The 16,070-nt window shown below is 55.9% G+C and carries 17 protein-coding genes; 16 read left to right on the top strand and 1 reads right to left on the bottom strand.

The features are described 5' to 3' along the window. The first annotated feature begins 318 nt into the window (after nt 1-318). The 8 genes from PZBJ_RS23205 to pqqF all read left to right on the top strand — a co-directional run bounded on the left by PZBJ_RS23205 (nt 319) and on the right by pqqF (nt 8,036). The gene (locus PZBJ_RS23205) at nt 319-1,251 is read left to right on the top strand and encodes an ABC transporter substrate-binding protein (RefSeq protein ID WP_101764484.1); all 933 of its coding nucleotides are present in this window, start codon (nt 319-321) and stop codon (nt 1,249-1,251) included. Between the two features lie 78 nt (nt 1,252-1,329). Continuing rightward, nucleotides 1,330-2,355 (top strand): dipeptidase, encoded by a 1,026-nt coding sequence (locus tag PZBJ_RS23200; RefSeq protein WP_137385723.1) that lies wholly within the window; start codon nt 1,330-1,332, stop codon nt 2,353-2,355. 148 nt (nt 2,356-2,503) lie between these two features. After that, entirely contained in the window at nt 2,504-2,575 is a 72-nt protein-coding gene (gene pqqA / locus PZBJ_RS23195) for a pyrroloquinoline quinone precursor peptide PqqA (RefSeq protein ID WP_002905689.1), read from the top strand. A 55-nt stretch (nt 2,576-2,630) separates the two neighbouring features. After that, complete coding sequence (gene pqqB / locus PZBJ_RS23190) at nt 2,631-3,557, top strand: pyrroloquinoline quinone biosynthesis protein PqqB (RefSeq protein WP_061720123.1); 927 nt, start codon at nt 2,631-2,633, stop codon at nt 3,555-3,557. Further along, on the top strand, nt 3,554-4,309 hold the full coding sequence (gene pqqC / locus PZBJ_RS23185) for a pyrroloquinoline-quinone synthase PqqC (protein WP_101764483.1): 756 nt from the start codon (nt 3,554-3,556) through the stop codon (nt 4,307-4,309). The genes pqqB and pqqC overlap by 4 nt, the downstream gene beginning before the upstream one ends. Nucleotides 4,310-4,313: 4 nt before the next feature. After that, nucleotides 4,314-4,592 (top strand): pyrroloquinoline quinone biosynthesis peptide chaperone PqqD, encoded by a 279-nt coding sequence (gene pqqD, locus PZBJ_RS23180; protein ID WP_061720121.1) that lies wholly within the window; start codon nt 4,314-4,316, stop codon nt 4,590-4,592. Further along, nucleotides 4,579-5,718, top strand: coding sequence for a pyrroloquinoline quinone biosynthesis protein PqqE (gene pqqE, locus PZBJ_RS23175; protein ID WP_101764482.1), 1,140 nt, complete (start codon nt 4,579-4,581; stop codon nt 5,716-5,718). Before pqqD ends, pqqE begins: the two co-directional genes overlap by 14 nt. Next, a complete protein-coding gene (gene pqqF / locus PZBJ_RS23170; RefSeq protein ID WP_101764481.1) occupies nt 5,718-8,036 on the top strand; it encodes a pyrroloquinoline quinone biosynthesis protein PqqF in 2,319 nt (772 codons plus the stop codon). Before pqqE ends, pqqF begins: the two co-directional genes overlap by 1 nt. Nucleotides 8,037-8,133: 97 nt before the next feature. Here pqqF and dld read toward each other — a convergent pair whose 3' ends face one another. Next, nucleotides 8,134-9,834, bottom strand: coding sequence for a D-lactate dehydrogenase (gene dld / locus PZBJ_RS23165; protein ID WP_101764480.1), 1,701 nt, complete (start codon nt 9,832-9,834; stop codon nt 8,134-8,136). A 434-nt stretch (nt 9,835-10,268) separates the two neighbouring features. On the opposite strand from dld, the gene PZBJ_RS23160 reads away from it, so the two are divergent. From PZBJ_RS23160 to PZBJ_RS23125, 8 genes are all read left to right on the top strand, one after another. Continuing rightward, on the top strand, nt 10,269-11,249 hold the full coding sequence (locus PZBJ_RS23160; protein WP_101764479.1) for a 6-phosphofructokinase: 981 nt from the start codon (nt 10,269-10,271) through the stop codon (nt 11,247-11,249). Nucleotides 11,250-11,259: 10 nt separating this feature from the next. Further along, nucleotides 11,260-11,574: a PTS sugar transporter subunit IIB gene (locus PZBJ_RS23155; RefSeq protein ID WP_008110086.1), complete on the top strand. Its 315-nt coding sequence runs from the start codon at nt 11,260-11,262 to the stop codon at nt 11,572-11,574. Then, on the top strand, nt 11,567-12,940 hold the full coding sequence (locus PZBJ_RS23150; protein WP_008110085.1) for a PTS sugar transporter subunit IIC: 1,374 nt from the start codon (nt 11,567-11,569) through the stop codon (nt 12,938-12,940). Before PZBJ_RS23155 ends, PZBJ_RS23150 begins: the two co-directional genes overlap by 8 nt. Next, entirely contained in the window at nt 12,927-13,769 is an 843-nt protein-coding gene (locus PZBJ_RS23145) for a class II fructose-bisphosphate aldolase (protein WP_101764478.1), read from the top strand. Before PZBJ_RS23150 ends, PZBJ_RS23145 begins: the two co-directional genes overlap by 14 nt. 62 nt (nt 13,770-13,831) lie before the next feature. Beyond that, the gene (locus PZBJ_RS23140; RefSeq protein ID WP_101764477.1) at nt 13,832-14,101 is read left to right on the top strand and encodes a hypothetical protein; all 270 of its coding nucleotides are present in this window, start codon (nt 13,832-13,834) and stop codon (nt 14,099-14,101) included. 9 nt (nt 14,102-14,110) lie between these two features. After that, entirely contained in the window at nt 14,111-14,548 is a 438-nt protein-coding gene (locus tag PZBJ_RS23135; protein ID WP_101764476.1) for a PTS sugar transporter subunit IIA, read from the top strand. Further along, the gene (locus PZBJ_RS23130; protein ID WP_101764475.1) at nt 14,545-15,129 is read left to right on the top strand and encodes a P-loop nucleotide/nucleoside kinase family protein; all 585 of its coding nucleotides are present in this window, start codon (nt 14,545-14,547) and stop codon (nt 15,127-15,129) included. Before PZBJ_RS23135 ends, PZBJ_RS23130 begins: the two co-directional genes overlap by 4 nt. A gap of 124 nt (nt 15,130-15,253) precedes the next feature. Then, nucleotides 15,254-16,048, top strand: coding sequence for an SDR family NAD(P)-dependent oxidoreductase (locus PZBJ_RS23125; protein ID WP_101764621.1), 795 nt, complete (start codon nt 15,254-15,256; stop codon nt 16,046-16,048). Nucleotides 16,049-16,070: the final 22 nt, after the last annotated feature.

Raw genomic sequence — 16,070 nt, 5'->3', positions numbered from 1 at the left:
ATCTCCTTGTAATGTGGCGTTCAGTCTCGCCCAGCATCGCGTGGCGCGGCTCGCGCATTGCTGACAATCATTCGCGCAAAAGTGACAACCGGGTTCAGACACTTGCGCGCACACTCTGTAGCGGCGCGATTGATCGCGCATTTTTCAGGCGACACCGCGCTCCTCCCGACATTGCGCAATAAATTGCGCGGCTACGATAATTGCGGTGATTGCATGCACAGTCTTTATGCGCCACGCGGCATATCTCATGCGAAATCGGCATCGGTCATTTGGCGCGCCCGGGTTAGGCTGGGGTTTTGCGCGATGAGATAAAACACAATGAAAAGAGCAGCTTTGGCACTATTAATCGTGGCAGCCAGCGGCGCGGCGGCGGCAGAAACCGTGACGCTGCGCATTGCCGATCAAAAGGGAAATATGCACGCCGAAATGGAAGCGGCGCAGCAGTTGAACAACCTCAATTATAAAATCGAATGGGCCGAGTTCCCGGCGGCGGCACCGCTGGCGGAAGCGCTAAATGCCGGTGCGGTGGATGCCGGTATTATTGGCGATGCGCCGCTGCTGTTCTCGCTGGCGGCCGGTTCGCAGGTGAAAGCGGTGGCGGTGAGCAAATCGGTGCCCGAAGGATTGGCGGTGCTGGTCAGCCCGGATTCACCCATCAAAACCGTTGCTGAGCTAAAGGGCAAAAACATCGCTACCGGACGCGGATCGATTGGTCACTTTGAGGCGCTCAAAGCGCTGGAGCAGGCGGGCGTCAGTGATAAAGAGGTTAACTGGCGCTTCTTAACGCCGGCGGATGCGCGCATCGCGCTGGCAAATGGCTCGGTGGATGCCTGGTCAACGTGGGATCCTTATACCGCGCTGGCGGAAGTGACCCACACCGGACGCGTGCTGGTGAACGGCGTTGGCCTGTCCAGCGGCAACAGCTTCCTCGCCGCCACCGACGCCGCGCTAAACGATGAAGCCAAACGCGCGGCGCTGCAGGATTACGTCAATCGCTTAGCCGCCGCCGATCGCTGGGCCAACAGTCATGTCGATGAGTACTCCACCACGCTGGCAAAAATCATCGGCTTCCCGAAAGAGGCGGCGGCGAAATCCTTCTCACGCCGCAAATCGCACTGGCAGAGCATTGATGATGCCACCATCGCCCAGCAGCAGGAGACCGCCGATTTCTACCAGAAATACGGGTTGATCCAGCAGCATCTTGATGTGAAACCGACTTTTTATCACGGCTTAAAGGTTGCGCAGAACTAACCCTTTGTGCGCCCGCATTTGGCGAAACAGCAGCGCGCGCGTAGCATGGCGCCATGTTGTTTCGTCAAAGATCCCCTCATGTTGCTAAAAACCTTCGACGGTCATAACGACCTGCTTCTCAATCTGTGGCTGCATCATCGCGAGGATCCGGCGCAGGCCTTTTTTCACGGCATCGAAAAGGGCCATCTGGATTTTCCGCGCATGCAGCAGGGCGGTTTTGCCGGTGGGCTGTTCGCGATGTTTGTGCCGCCAGCGCGCTATGTCAAAGAGGTCGCGCCGCAGCGAGCGGAGGAAAATCTCGAACCGCTGGCGATTCTCTGGCAGCAACTCGACATCCTGAAAACGCTGGCGGCGCAATCTGATGGGCGGGCGCGGTTATGCCTTAACACCGCTGATATTGCCGCCTGTCGCGCTGATGGCGTGCTGGCGCTGGTGGCGCATATTGAGGGCGCAGACGGGTTTGATGGCGAGGGTGAAGCGCTTGATGCGTTTTACCAGGCGGGCGTGCGCAGCATCGGGCCGTTCTGGAATCTGCCCAATCGCTTTGGCGAAGGCGTCAGCGGATCATTCCCCAACTCACCGGACAGCGGGCCAGGCTTGACCGAACAAGGTGAGCAGCTGATCGCCGCTGCCAATCGCCATCGCATGCTGATCGATATGTCGCACATGAACGAGAAAGCCTTCTGGGACACCGCGCGCCTGTCAACCGCGCCGCTGGTGGCGACGCACTCCAATGCGCACGCGCTTTGCGCGCAACCGCGCAACCTGACCGACGATCAGCTGCGCGCCATTCGCGACAGCGGCGGCGTGGTGGGCGTGAATTTTGGCAACGCTTTTCTGCGCAGCGACGGAAAACGCGACAGCGACACCGCATTGATCGAAATTGTTAAACATGTTGAGCACCTGATCGCGATAATGGGCCGCGATCATGTGGCGCTGGGCTCCGATTTTGATGGCATCAGCGTGCCTGAGGCGCTGAAAGATGTGAGCGGATTACCGCATCTTTATGCGTTGTTGCGTTCGTTCGACTACGATCAAACAGCACTTGAGCAGCTTGCATGGGGCAACTGGCAGCGCGTGTTGCAACAAATTTGGCAGGATTAGCACCATTCCCTTACCGAATCAGGGTTGATCTGCTCGCTACATTGGCGCAACATCTGCGCGCGTACGGATTGCGATGTGATCTAAGTCACAGCCGCAATCCTCTTCAGCAGAGATTTCTCTGCGTTTTTGTTTTATGAGGAAGACCATTATGTGGAAAAAACCTGCGTTTATTGACCTGCGTCTGGGCCTGGAAGTGACTCTGTACATCTCCAACCGCTAAGACTTCTGCCCGCCGTTCGTGCGGGCATTTTGTTTTCTCTCTTTGGTCAACGTTCATGTTTATTAAAGTCCTCGGTTCAGCGGCGGGCGGCGGCTTCCCGCAGTGGAACTGTAACTGCGCCAATTGCAGCGGCCTGCGTAACGGCAGCATTCAGGCGCAGGCGCGCACCCAATCTTCGATCATTGTCAGCGACAACGGTGAAGATTGGGTGCTGTGCAACGCCTCGCCGGACATCAGCCAGCAAATTGCCCACACGCCAGAACTGATCAAAAAGGGTGTGCTGCGCGGCACGGCGATTGGCAGCATCATTCTCACCGACAGCCAAATCGATCACACCACTGGCTTGTTGAGCCTGCGCGAAGGCTGTCCGCATCAGGTGTGGTGCACGCCGGAAGTGCATGGCGATCTCACCAGCGGTTTCCCGATTTTCACCATGTTGCAGCACTGGAATGGCGGCTTGCAGCATCATGCATTAACGCCGCTGGAGCCGTTCCGCGTCGATGTCTGCCACAGTTTGCAGTTCACCGCGATTCCGATTCTCAGCAACGCGCCGCCGTATTCGCCGTATCGCGATCGCCCGCTGCCGGGCCACAACGTGGCGCTGTTCATTGAAAACACCGCCAACGGCCAAACGCTGCTCTACGCGCCGGGACTCGGCGAGCCGGATGCGGTGATCATGCCGTGGCTGCAAAAAGCCGATTGCCTGTTGATTGATGGCACGGTGTGGCAGGACGACGAGCTGCTCGCCACCGGCGTTGGCAAAAATACCGGCAAAGCGATGGGCCACTTAGCGCTGGCCGAAGAACAAGGTTTAATGGCGTTGCTGGCTGCGCTGCCGGCCAAACGCAAGATTTTGATTCACATTAACAACACCAATCCGATCCTTAATGAGCAATCGCCGCAGCGCGCCTATTTGACGCAGCAGGGCATTGAAGTGAGTTGGGATGGCATGGCGATTCATCTGCAGGAGTTTGCATCGTGATCATCACCGAAGCATTATCGCCCGCCGCGTTTGAGCAGGCGCTGCGCGACAAAGGCGCGTTCTACCACATTCATCACCCTTATCACATTGCCATGCACAATGGCGAGGCGACGCGCGAGCAGATTCAGGGCTGGGTGGCGAACCGCTTCTATTATCAGACCAACATTCCGCTGAAAGATGCGGCGATCATGGCGAATTGCCCGGATGCGGCGACGCGGCGTAAATGGGTACAGCGCATCCTCGATCACGACGGCAGCAACGGTCACGAAGGCGGGATTGAAGCCTGGCTGCAGTTGGGTGAGGCGGTGGGGCTGGAACGTGACGTGTTGCTGTCAGAGAAGCTGGTGCTGCCGGGCGTGCGTTTTGCGGTGGACGCCTACGTGAACTTCGCGCGCCGTGCTAACTGGCAGGAAGCGGCCTGTAGCTCGCTCACCGAGCTGTTTGCGCCGCAGATTCATCAGTCGCGTCTCGACAGCTGGCCGCAGCACTATCCGTGGATCAAAGAGGAAGGCTATTTCTACTTCCGCAGCCGTTTGAGCCAGGCGAACCGCGATGTGGAGCATGGGCTGGCGCTGGCGCTTGAGGTGTTTACCCGCGCCGAACAGCAGAACCGCATGCTGGAGATCCTGCAGTTTAAACTCGATATTCTCTGGACCATGCTCGATGCCATGACCATGGCGTATGCGCTGCAACGTCCGCCTTATCATACGGTCACCGATCAGGTGTCCTGGCACAGCACAAGACTGGTATAACAACATGAAAGATAATGTGATTCCGGCTTTCCGTCGCGGCTACCGCATGCAGTGGGAAGCGGCGCAGGATAGCCATGTGGTGCTCTATCCGGAAGGCATGGCCAAATTGAACGAGACCGCCGTGGCGATCCTCGAACTGGTGGATGGCAAACAGGATGTGGCGGCGATCGTTGCCACGCTGGATGCGCGTTTTCCGGACGCGGGCGGTGTCGGCGACGACGTCAAAGAGTTCCTGCAATCCGCCATCGAACAAAAATGGATACAGTGTCGTGAACCCGAGTAAAAGCGTGACGCCACCGCTGTGGCTGCTGGCAGAACTGACCTATCGCTGCCCGCTGCAGTGTCCGTATTGCTCCAATCCGCTGGATTTTTCCCAGCAGGAGAAAGAGCTGACCACCGAACAGTGGATTGAGGTGTTTCGTCAGGCGCGCGCCATGGGCAGCGTGCAGCTCGGTTTTTCCGGCGGCGAACCGCTAACCCGTAAAGACCTGCCGGAGCTGATTCGCGCCGCGCGCGATCTCGGTTTCTACACCAACCTGATCACCTCCGGCATCGGCCTGACGGCGAAAAAACTCGACGCTTTTGCTGACGCCGGACTCGATCATATCCAGATCAGCTTCCAGGCCAGCGATGAAACGCTGAACGCGGCGCTGGCCGGGTCAAAAAAGGCCTTCCAGCAGAAGCTGGAGATGGCGAAAGCGGTGAAAGCGCACGGCTATCCGATGGTGCTGAATTTCGTGCTGCATCGCCATAACATCGACCAGATCGACAAAATCATCGATCTCTGTATCGAACTGGAAGCCGACGATGTCGAGCTGGCGACTTGCCAATTCTATGGCTGGGCGCAGCTCAATCGTGAAGGATTGCTGCCGACGCGCGAGCAAATCGCCAACGCCGAAGCGGTGGTGGCCGATTATCGTCAGCGCATGGGCGCCAGCGGCAATCTCACCAATCTGCTGTTCGTGACGCCGGATTACTACGAAGAGCGGCCAAAACCCTGCATGGGCGGATGGGGATCGATCTTCCTCAGCGTCACGCCTGACGGCACCGCGTTGCCGTGCCACAGCGCGCGTCAGCTGCCGGTTGCGTTCCCGTCGGTGCTGGAGCGCACGCTGGACGACATCTGGTACAACTCGTTTGGTTTTAACCGCTATCGCGGCTTTGACTGGATGCCGGAACCCTGTCGCTCCTGCGATGAGAAAGAGAAAGACTTTGGCGGCTGTCGCTGTCAGGCCTTTATGCTGACCGGCGATGCCGATAACACCGATCCGGTGTGCAGCAAATCGCCGCATCACGGCAAGATCCTCGAAGCACGACGTGAAGCCAACTGCAGCGACATCAAAATCCAGCAGCTGCAGTTCCGCAATCGCAGCAACTCCGAACTAATCTTTAAGCAGCGCGTCACCTGATGCACGCGCGCCAGCTCACGCTCGCCAACGGCCTGCGCTGCCATCTTTATCATCAGCCCGACGCGCATGAGGCGGCGGCGCTGATGCGCGTGCAGGCCGGCAGTCTGGATGAAGCGGATCGCTGGCCGGGTTTGGCACATCTGCTGGAACATCTGCTGTTTTGCGGCAGCGAAGCTTTTCACGGCGACGATCGCCTGATGCCTTGGCTGCAGCAGCAGGGCGGCCAGGTGAACGCCACCACGCAGTTGAGCCGCAGCGCCTATTTCTTTCAGCTCCCAGCCGCAGCGTTGTCAGCGGGCGTGCAGCGGCTGTGTGACATGTTAGCGGCACCGTTGCTGACGGCGCAGGCCATTCAGCAGGAAGCGGCGGTAATTGAGGCTGAGTATCAACTGCTGCAAAACCATGCCGACACGCTGAGTGAAGCTGCCATGCTGGAAAAGTTGCCGGGACGTTTCCAGCGTTTCCGCGTCGGCAGTCGGCAGGCTTTTGGTGACAATGTCACGGCGTTGCAGTTCACACTACGCGATTTTCATCGCCGTTTCTATCGTGCTGAAAACATGGAACTTTGGCTGCAAGGCCCGCAATCACTGGATGAGCTCGAACAGCTGGCGGCACGCTTCGGCGGCAGTTTGCTGGCGGGTGGAGAACGCGCTGCGCCTGTTGAAGCGACGCTGTTGCAAGGCGATCGTTTATTGCAATTAGCCGGTGAAGAAAATTTCTGGCTGACGATGTTGGTGGCGGGCGATGAGCAGACTGTGCGTGACAATGTCACCTTATTAACAGCTTTCTGGCAGGACGAAGCGCCCGGCAGCTTGCTGGCGCAGTTGCGCGCTGAGGCGTTATGCGAAACCTTTGATGCGCATTGGTTATGGCAAGATGAGCAACAAGCGTTACTGGCGCTGCGCTTTAGCGCCAGGCGCATTTCCCCGGCGCAGGCACAACAGATTGAGCAACGCGTTTGGCAGCATCTGGCTGCGTTAGCTGAAAGTACGGCGCTTCAGCTGCAGCACTACGCACAGCTCGCGCAGCAGGATTTCGCGACCTTGTCGCCGCTGGAACAGTTGCGCGGCCGGGCGTTGGGCTTCGCGCCGGGTTGCGCGCTGCCAGACAACTTCACGGATTTTGCCGCAGCGTTGCCAAATTGTCCGCGCACGCGTCTGCTCACGCAGCAACAGATTGACGGCGCACCGCATCACACGCAGGGCTTTACCTTGCAACTGGCCGAGTGGCTGCCGCCGTCGTTGGCTGCGACCAAACCCGCAGCGTTTCACTTCTATCCTGCTTCAGCCGCTGTTCCGCTCCCTCGTCTCTCGCCCGTGGCGCAGCCGTTGCCGCTGATTGCACCGGTAAAACAGGTTGAAACGCTGCTGCTGCGTCCGGCGTTTTATCAGACCTTGAGTGAGGAAGACGCGCAGTCGCGGCAGCGCCAGTTACGCCCGTTGCTGGCGGAATTGCGCCACGCGGGTGGCAACGGCAGCTGGCAACAGACGCATGCCAGCTGGCAGCTGCTGCTCAATTTGCCTGCATCCGCCGATCGCGCGTTGTTTAGCGTGCATCAGGCATTACTGGCGCTGAACACGCCGATGCTGGCGCAACCCGCAGCGAATACCCCTTCGATTGTGATTCGTCAATCGCTCGCCGCGTTGCCCACTCGCTTGATCAAGCCATTACCCGCGCCACAATGGCTGGCGGCATGGTGCGGCACCAATACCGCATTAAGCCAGCGCGTGGCGCATCTGCTCAGCGATTTTACGCCGGATCTGGCGCGCGACACGCCGCCGGCACGACTGCAACACGGCATCGTGCCCATCGCCTGCGACGGGCGCGATCAGGCGCTGCTGCTGTTTATGCCGTTACCGCAGGCCGATGATGCCAGCCTGGCCGCTTTACGCGTGCTGGCGCTAATGCTGGAAACGCGCTTCTTCCAGCGGTTGCGCGTGGATCATCAAATTGGCTATGTGGTGTCGGCGCGCTATCAGCGGGTGGCGGATGTGGATGGCTTGATGCTGGCGCTGCAATCACCGGATATCTCCTGGCGCGCGCTGCTGGGTCATTGCAAACGCTTTATGCGTGAGATGGTCGCCGAGATCGCGGCAATCTCGCCGCAAAAGCTGGCGGCATGGCAGGCGAGCTTAATGACGCAGTGCGTAAGCAAAGATAATGGCGAGGCCGCACTCGAAACTCTGCGCCAGCAGCACGGCCTGGCCACTCTCAAGCGCGCGGCTATTCAGGCACTAACGCTGCAGCAACTCGAGCAACTGCATCAGCGTCTGCTGCGCGAACGGCATCGCTGGTTGATTTTGGTTAATCAAAGCTGAAAGATTCAACCGAAACGTACGTGAAATCATTCGTCATTACGTAGGGTCGCTATTTATGGTGACCGAGTGCGCATGAATGCGCACTCTACGTGCGATGCTACATCTCCCGCCAAAACTTCTTCTTACTTGTTTTACCAATCCCTGGATTACAGCTGTTGGTGGGATCATGCTGTTTCCAGTGCGCGACATGCTCACACGACGCCTGATAAAGGTGCCCAACATTGTGCTCGGCGGGATATTTCGCGCCGCGCTGTTCCAGATACCGTTTCACCTCTTCCTTAAACACTTTTGCGTCGTAGCCGGGTTTCAGCACGTAATCCTGATGATTGACGAAGCAGAAGAAGTGCCCGCAGCACGAATCAACCTGTACCTGCGCCGCCAGATGATCGGGCAGCGTCAAACGCCATGCATCGTCATTACGGCGCAGCGCCACATCGAAGGCTACCAGCCGCTCGTTGGGGTTGTAACCCAGCGCGTCGCAGTAGGAAATGGTGCAGCCGCCCACGCCGAAACGCACCAAAAACGCATCTGCCGCTTCACGCGCATTGCAGCGGAAAAAGCCGCCTTGCTGCTCAGCAAAGAATTGCTGCAGTAAACTCTGCAACTCGGCGGTTTGCGGCGACTCCACTTTGATCATCAGATGATGTTGATACTCGCTGCGGTAATCCATGATGCGCGGCGCGATAAAGCTCGGCGTCAGCTGGTTGAAGAATTGCAGCACCCGATCAACAAAATTGCGCGGCAGGAATTTCAGGTGGCTGACGCGCACATCCCATTTGGCTTTATTGGCCATCATCTGCGGAATGGCCTGCGGGCCCAGTTTGCGAATCGCCAGATACATATGCTTGGCGTAGCGCACGGTTAAATCGAAGGCATTGCGATGGATATATTCCGCCTGCAGCGGCAGTTCGCTCATTTCGGTTAGCAGGAAACGGCGCAGCGCCACCAGCACGTTCTCATTGTTAGTGCCGATGTAGAAGGTGTCGCTGCCGGCGCTGGCTTCGAAGGTGGGCAAGCGTACAGCGAAAACCACCACTTTACCGGCGCTGCCCGAGCTGTCGTGCAGGTAGCGCAGATCGCCATTGAAGCGTGCTGGGGAATCCGCGGTCACATCTCGTAAGCGGTCGGCGTAGTCATCGGCCCAGATTTTACCCTGCCAGTCGGCTTGCTCGCCGGTTTGATACTGCTGCTGCGTGAGATTTGCCAGCATCACTTCTGGCGTGTCGCCCAACTCGATGCCGAGGTGATTAACCATCTCTAAGCGACCATCCTCATGAATACGGGCGAACAAGGATTTTTCGGTAAACGCGGGGCCGCGCCGAATCAGCGAGCCACCGGAATTATTACAGATCCCGCCGACCACCGACGCGCCGATGCAGGATGATCCAATCACCGAGTGCGGCTCTCGACCGAGCGGCTGTAAGGTGTGCTCCAGTTCGGTCAAGGTGGTGCCGGGGAAGGCGATCACCTGGCGCGCCTGATCGATCACCTGCACGCCTTTGAGCTGGCGGGTGCTGATGATCACGATATCGCGGTCGTAATCATTGCCGTCGGGCGTTGAGCCGCCGGTGACGCCGGTATTTGACGCCTGCATCAACACAATCACATCGTGCGCCACGCACACCTGCAGCGTTTGCCACAGCTGCAACAAGGTTTGCGGTAACGCCACCGCCAGCGCGTCACCGCGCCCGACGCGGAACCCCTTTATGTACCAGGCTTTATCATCCGCATGGGTTAATAACTGTTTGTCACCCACCACCGCGGCCAACTTCCGCAACATATCCTTCTGCATGCTCATTTTTCTCTTCTTTATTCTTTATCTGCCACGGTATTGGACAAGCGCAGCTGCACTGAGTCAATCATTCACTGGCCCTGACGCGTAAATAACGCACGGAATCATTATCCCTTTTTACTTTACGGAATAACCGGCAGGAACCGATAAAAATGCGCGGAAAATCACAAAATAGATCGAAATAAAAATCGCCAAGGGCGCGTTTATTTGGCTTGCTGATTTTACTGCGCAAAATAAATATAAACCTATGATTTTATTTGTTATTAAGGTTTTAAGGTGAAAAATGCCATGTGATTTATATCACAAAAATAAGCCTTTGTTGGATGCTGTCAATTATCTCACTCGGGAAATTCATCGCAAAAGTGTGACATTCGTTGCAAATAACAATGCGGTTAATCGGAAGAATGAATTCCAGACGCACAGCATAAAGGATGATGACAATGAGAATTGGCATGGTGATCAGCGGTGGCGATGTCACCGGGATTAATAACTTTGTGTATCAAATATCGCGCTTAACTCAAGCGGAAATGGTGTTATTTAATGGTGGTATTCCAGGCTTGCTGGAAAACAATCATCAGGAAATATCCCAACGTGATTTAGTGGATTACGCCATCGCCGCTATTCCGGTGATGCAATCGGGACGAACCAGCAGGAAATTAATTCGCCCGGAATATGAGATGATCGCCAAACACCTTAAATCGCTGCGCATCGATGTATTAATTATGGCGGGCGGAGATGGTTCATTACAATTCCTGCATACGCTGAGCGAATTTGGTGTCAACTGTTTTGGCGTCGGCATGACCATCGATAACGATGTCTTTGGCAGTGATTACAGCATCGGTTTCTCCACCGCCTGTGAGCAGGTGTTAAAAGAGGTGGCGAAGTTACGTAATACCGGCCGCGCCTTAACCGGTCGTGTATTTATGGTGGAGCTGCTGGGCGGTTATTGCGGTGAATTAACCTTGCAGTCAGCGATCAAATCCAATGCCGATTTCGCGCTGATACCGGAATGCCAGATTGCACCGCAGGAGCTGGCGGAACGCATCACGCAGCGGCTGGCGGCCCAGAACAGCGTGATAATTTTGTGCTCGGAAGGCTATACCCGTGAATATTCGCCGGGCTTTCAGGGCGCTATCGATACCTTAATTAAACAAATTGAACCGTTAATTGGTGTGCGTATTCGTAAAACGATTATCGGTTATGGCCTGCGTAATGGCGATCCTACCTGTGAAGAGATTTATCAGGGCACCATTATGGCCAGTGAAGTCGCGCGTTGTATTCAGTCGGGAATGCGCAATAAAGCGGTGATTATTAATGGCAGTAATCGACCGATTCCGATTGATTTAATAAGCATGAAAAAACGCCTGGTCGATACGGAAGGGCATCATTATAAACTCGCTAAACAACTGCAAATTCTGTGAGGAAATAGCCATGCTGAAAATATTATGTGTCTGTGGATGTGGTTTGGGTTCAAGCTTTGCGATTGAAATGAGCGCCAAGTCAGTATTAAAGAAACTCGAAATTGATGCTGATATTGATCACACCACCATTTCTGAAGCCAACGCCTTTAAATCCGACATGATTTTAACTCAGAAAGCCTTTGCTGATGTGTTAAATGCCGATGCCAGCCCGGAACAGATCAAACGGGTGATTATTCTCAATAAGCTGACCGACAAAGCAGAAATTGAAGAGAAAATCGTGGCGTTTATGAAAGAACGTAACTTAAAGGTTGCTAATCATGAATAGTGTCATCGACTTCCTGGTAAAAGACTTATTGGGGCAGGCATCGATACTGATCGCCTTTATTGCCCTGATTGGTCTGCTACTGCAAAAAAAATCGGCGGGCAAGGTGGTGGAAGGCACCTTTAAAACCCTGCTCGGTTTCTTAATTATGATGGCCGGTATCAACATTATTGTCGGTACGCTGACCTTCCTGAACACCATTTTCACCCACGGCTTTGGCATGCAGGGTTATATCACCGACGTTGCCGCCATTGCCGGGTTAGCAAACCGCGAGCTGGGTTCAGAAGTGGCGCTGACGCTGTTGGTGATCTTTATCGTCAACATCATCATTGCGCGTCTGACACCGTTCAAATACATCTTCCTTACCGGACAGGCGCTGCTGTGGATGGCGACCATCGGTGCGGTGATTGGCTATAAAGCGGGGCTGACAGGTTTACCTCTGATCCTTACCGGCGGCATTTTTGGCGGCATTATGGCGGTGGTGATGCCTGCACTGGCCCAACCGGTGGTGCGCCGCATCACCGATTCTGACGACGTGGCGCTCGGGCACTTCTGCACTATTGGCTATCTGCTGACGGCGGCGGTGGCAAAGGTGGTGGGCAAAGGGTCGCGCTCCACCGAAGATCTCAAACTGCCCGACAACTTTAAATTCCTGCAGGACACCTATCTGTCGATGGCGGTGGTGATGGTGCCGATGTACCTGATCCCTGCGGTCGCCGCCGGTCCGGAATTTATCGGCCAGTACAGCAACGGCATGAACTACCTGATGTACGCCTTTATGCAGTCGATTCAGTTCGTGTGCGGTGTGTTCGTGCTGTATAGCGGCGTGCGTCTGTTGCTGAATGAACTGGTGCCGGCTTTCCGTGGTATCGCCATGCGTCTGGTGCCGGATGCAAAACCGGCGCTCGACTGCCCGGTGATGTTCCCGTACGCCCCGAACGCGGTGATCGTCGGCTTCCTCGCCACCACGCTGGGTTCGGTGGTTGGCATGCTGGTGTTCCCGATGTTCGGTCTGGCGATGATTCTGCCAGGATTGCTGACTAACTTCTTTGCCGGTGGCACCGCAGGCGTGTTCGGTAATGCGCTCGGTGGGCGTCGCGGCGCAATGATTGGCGGTTTCGTGCACGGTCTGTTCATTACCTTCCTGCCGGCGATTCTGGTGCCGATGCTGGAAAGCTACGGTTTTACCGGCGTCACCTTCAGTGATTCGGATGTCATCAGTACCGGCCTGGTGCTCGGCCATGCATTCCAGAATAACTGGCTGTTCGTCGCGCTGTTTATCGCCTTTATTACTCTCATCGCCTGGTTTGTTAACGGAAAATCCACCAAGTCTAAATCCCATGAGGAAAAGCTCCATGAAACTTTATAACTTTACCGATCTGTTACAGGTGGCTAAAGAACGTGAATTTAAAGCGCTCGGTTCCTTTAATTTGCACTGCCTGGAAATGTTGCCCGCCTTTTTTAAAGCAGCGGAGAAAACGAATAGCCCATTAATGATTCAGATCTCAACCGGAACCGCCAAATATCTCGGACATAAATTATTGGTAGATGCGATTCGCTCATTGTCGGAAAGCCGTAACGTGCCGACCTGTTTGCACCTCGATCACTGTTCGGATTTAGACGCTATCCAAACCGCGCTGGATGCGGGCTTCAGTTCAATTATGTATGACGGTTCACATTTGCCGATTGAAGAGAACATCGCCAATACGCGCCGTGTTATTGATATGGCGCGCCCGCTGGCGGTTTCGGTTGAGGCGGAACTGGGCGCGATTGGCGGTTCGGAAGATGGTAAAGAGGTGGAAATGAACGATGCGGCTTTTACCACCGTCGATGAAGCCAAACGCTTTGTCGATGAAACCGGCGTCGATATGCTGGCGATCTCCATCGGCACGGTGCACGGCTTGTACACCGGTAAAGCCCATATTCAACATCAGCGCCTCGCGGAAATTACCGATGCTACGAAAACGCCGCTGGTGCTGCACGGTGGTACCGGCGTCAGCGATGAGGATATGCGTCTTGCGGTGCGCAGCGGGATTGAGAAAGTCAACGTTGGCACCGAGATGAATGTGCAGTGGGTTGCAAACTGCAAGCAGACGTTTGAAAAGGGCAAGGTCAACGACAGCGTGCGTAATTTCCTTGTGCCGGCCAACGATGCCGTGACCAATGTGCTGGTAGAAAAGATTCAACTGTTCCGCTAATTCCGACTTACTCATGACGTAATAACCTGAGGTGCCCGGCGCCATTCGGGGCAGGAGATGCTATGTTTGGATTCTTGAAAAAGGGCTCTGATAATAAGAGCCAGGATTCACAGGAAATAGATCTTCAGGCTGAAACCATCAGCCGGAAAATAAGCGAACTGGAACAACAGTTGGCTAGTAATCCGCAGGCGGCAGACACGCAAAAACAATTAATGCTGGAATATAATCGTGCATTAAATATCTTTGCCAAAAGTCGACACTATCGTCAGGAAATTGATCCGTTGTTTGTCAAAATTGATGAACTGCGTAACACCATTCGCAAATCGTTTTAAGGAGGCAGTATGAGTATTAAACAGCTGCTGCAGGAGGCAAGTGCGATTCAGGTGGGGATCAGCGCCAGGGATTGGCGCGAAGTGATCGCGCTGGCGGCGCTGCCGCTGGTGAACGGCGGTTACATCAAAGCCAGTTACCCGGAAGCGGTGATCGCTAACACGCTGGAGCATGGCGCCTATTACGTGTTTGAGGAGGGCATCGCCATTCCCCATGCGCGGCCGGAGGCCGGCGTGCTGAAAGATTGTTTCAGCATGATTGTGCTGGATGAGCCGATCTCATTCGACGGCAGTGACAAAGCCGACATCGTGATTATGTTCGGTGCGCGTGACAGTAACGCCCACATTGAAGAGGGCATCCGCGCGATTGTTACGCTGCTGGAGGATGAGGAGACGCTGGTGCGACTGCGAAAGGCCAGCAGTGCCGCGGAGGTGATAGAAATCCTATGACAACCGACACTGAAGAGAAAATTGTCGTGCTGGTGAACGGCATTCCGGCTTCCGGCAAAAGCACGCTAACGCGCGCGCTGGCCGAGCATTTCGGCTTTCCGGTGCTGACGCTGGATAGCCTGAAAGAGCCGTTTATGGCCAGCTTTGCGCCGGTGGATCGCCTGCGCAATCGCCAGTTAGGTTGTGCGGCGTATCAGGCGATCTGGCAAGTGGTGGCGCAAGCGCCGACGCGTTGTATCTATGTCATCGATGCCTGGTTTGGCTTCCAGCCGAAAGAGGTGCTGCAGCAGGGATTGCAGCAGGCGGGCGTGACGCGGGTGCTGGAGCTGTGGCTGGCGATCACGCCGGATGAGGCGGTAGCGCGTTATCAGGCTCGTTTAACCGATCGCATGCCGGGACATCCGGGCGCGGAGTATCTGCCAGAACTGCGCAAGTTAGCAGAAACCGCCCAACCGATGGCGCTGGGTCCGGTGTTGCAGCTTAACGCACGCAATCCGGATCAGGCGGCAGCCTGCGCCTGGTTGCAGCGTCAACTGCGGCTGCCGATCAGCGCTCAACCGGCTTTATCGGCCTCGGGCTAAATAATGTCGGCAGCAGGCTGAACGTACATTAGCCCTGCAGCCGACAGCGCCATCGCATGATTCGTCAATGCATCTTCTCCTGCCTGAACCAGGCTTTGTGATTACGCTCACAGAGGAAAGCATGATGAATATCGATTTACACGGAAAAACAGCCTTAGTTACCGCATCAACTGGCGGTATCGGTTTTGCCATTGCACAAGGTCTGGCAGCCAGCGGGGCGGAAGTGGTGCTGAACGGGCGCAGTGAAGCCTCGGTGAGTCGTGCGCGCGAGAAGCTCAACGGATTAGTGGCGGGCGCCAAAATTCACACCTTTATCGCCGATCTCGGCAGTGCCCAGGGCGTTAAGCAACTGCTTAACGGCTTGCCGCCAATCGATATTCTGGTGAATAACGCCGGGATTTACGGTCCGCAGGATTTTTATGAAGTGGATGACGACACCTGGGACGCCTATTGGCAAACCAACGTGATGTCCGGCGTGCGCCTGTCGCGGGCTTTATTGCCGGAGATGGTGAAGCGTGGTTGGGGCCGCGTGGTGTTTATCTCCTCTGAATCAGCCTTGAACATTCCCGCCGATATGCTGCATTACGGCGTGAGCAAAACGGCGCAGCTGTCGCTGGCGCGCGGTCTGGCGAAAGTGGTGGCGGGCAGCGGCGTGACGGTAAACAGCGTGTTGCCCGGCCCAACGCTCTCTAATGGCTTTGCCGCGATGATGGAAGATGAGGTGAAGCGCACCGGTAAGCCGCTGGAAGAGCTGGCGAAAGAGTTTGTGATGGTGCAGCGGCCAAGTTCGGTGATCCAGCGCGCCGCCACGGTGGAAGAGGTGGCGAATATGGTGGTGTATGTTTGCTCGAAACAGGCGTCGGCGACGTCCGGTGCCGCGCTGCGCGTCGATGGTGGCGTGGTGGATGATATTGTTTAACGCCGTGTAACGATAAAATATT

It is taken from the genome of Pantoea endophytica, assembly GCF_002858935.1.
In the GTDB taxonomy this organism is placed as follows: domain Bacteria; phylum Pseudomonadota; class Gammaproteobacteria; order Enterobacterales; family Enterobacteriaceae; genus Pantoea; species Pantoea leporis.
Note: the sequence above shows the minus strand (reverse complement) of the source record. Positions and strands in the feature narration are given on the sequence as shown.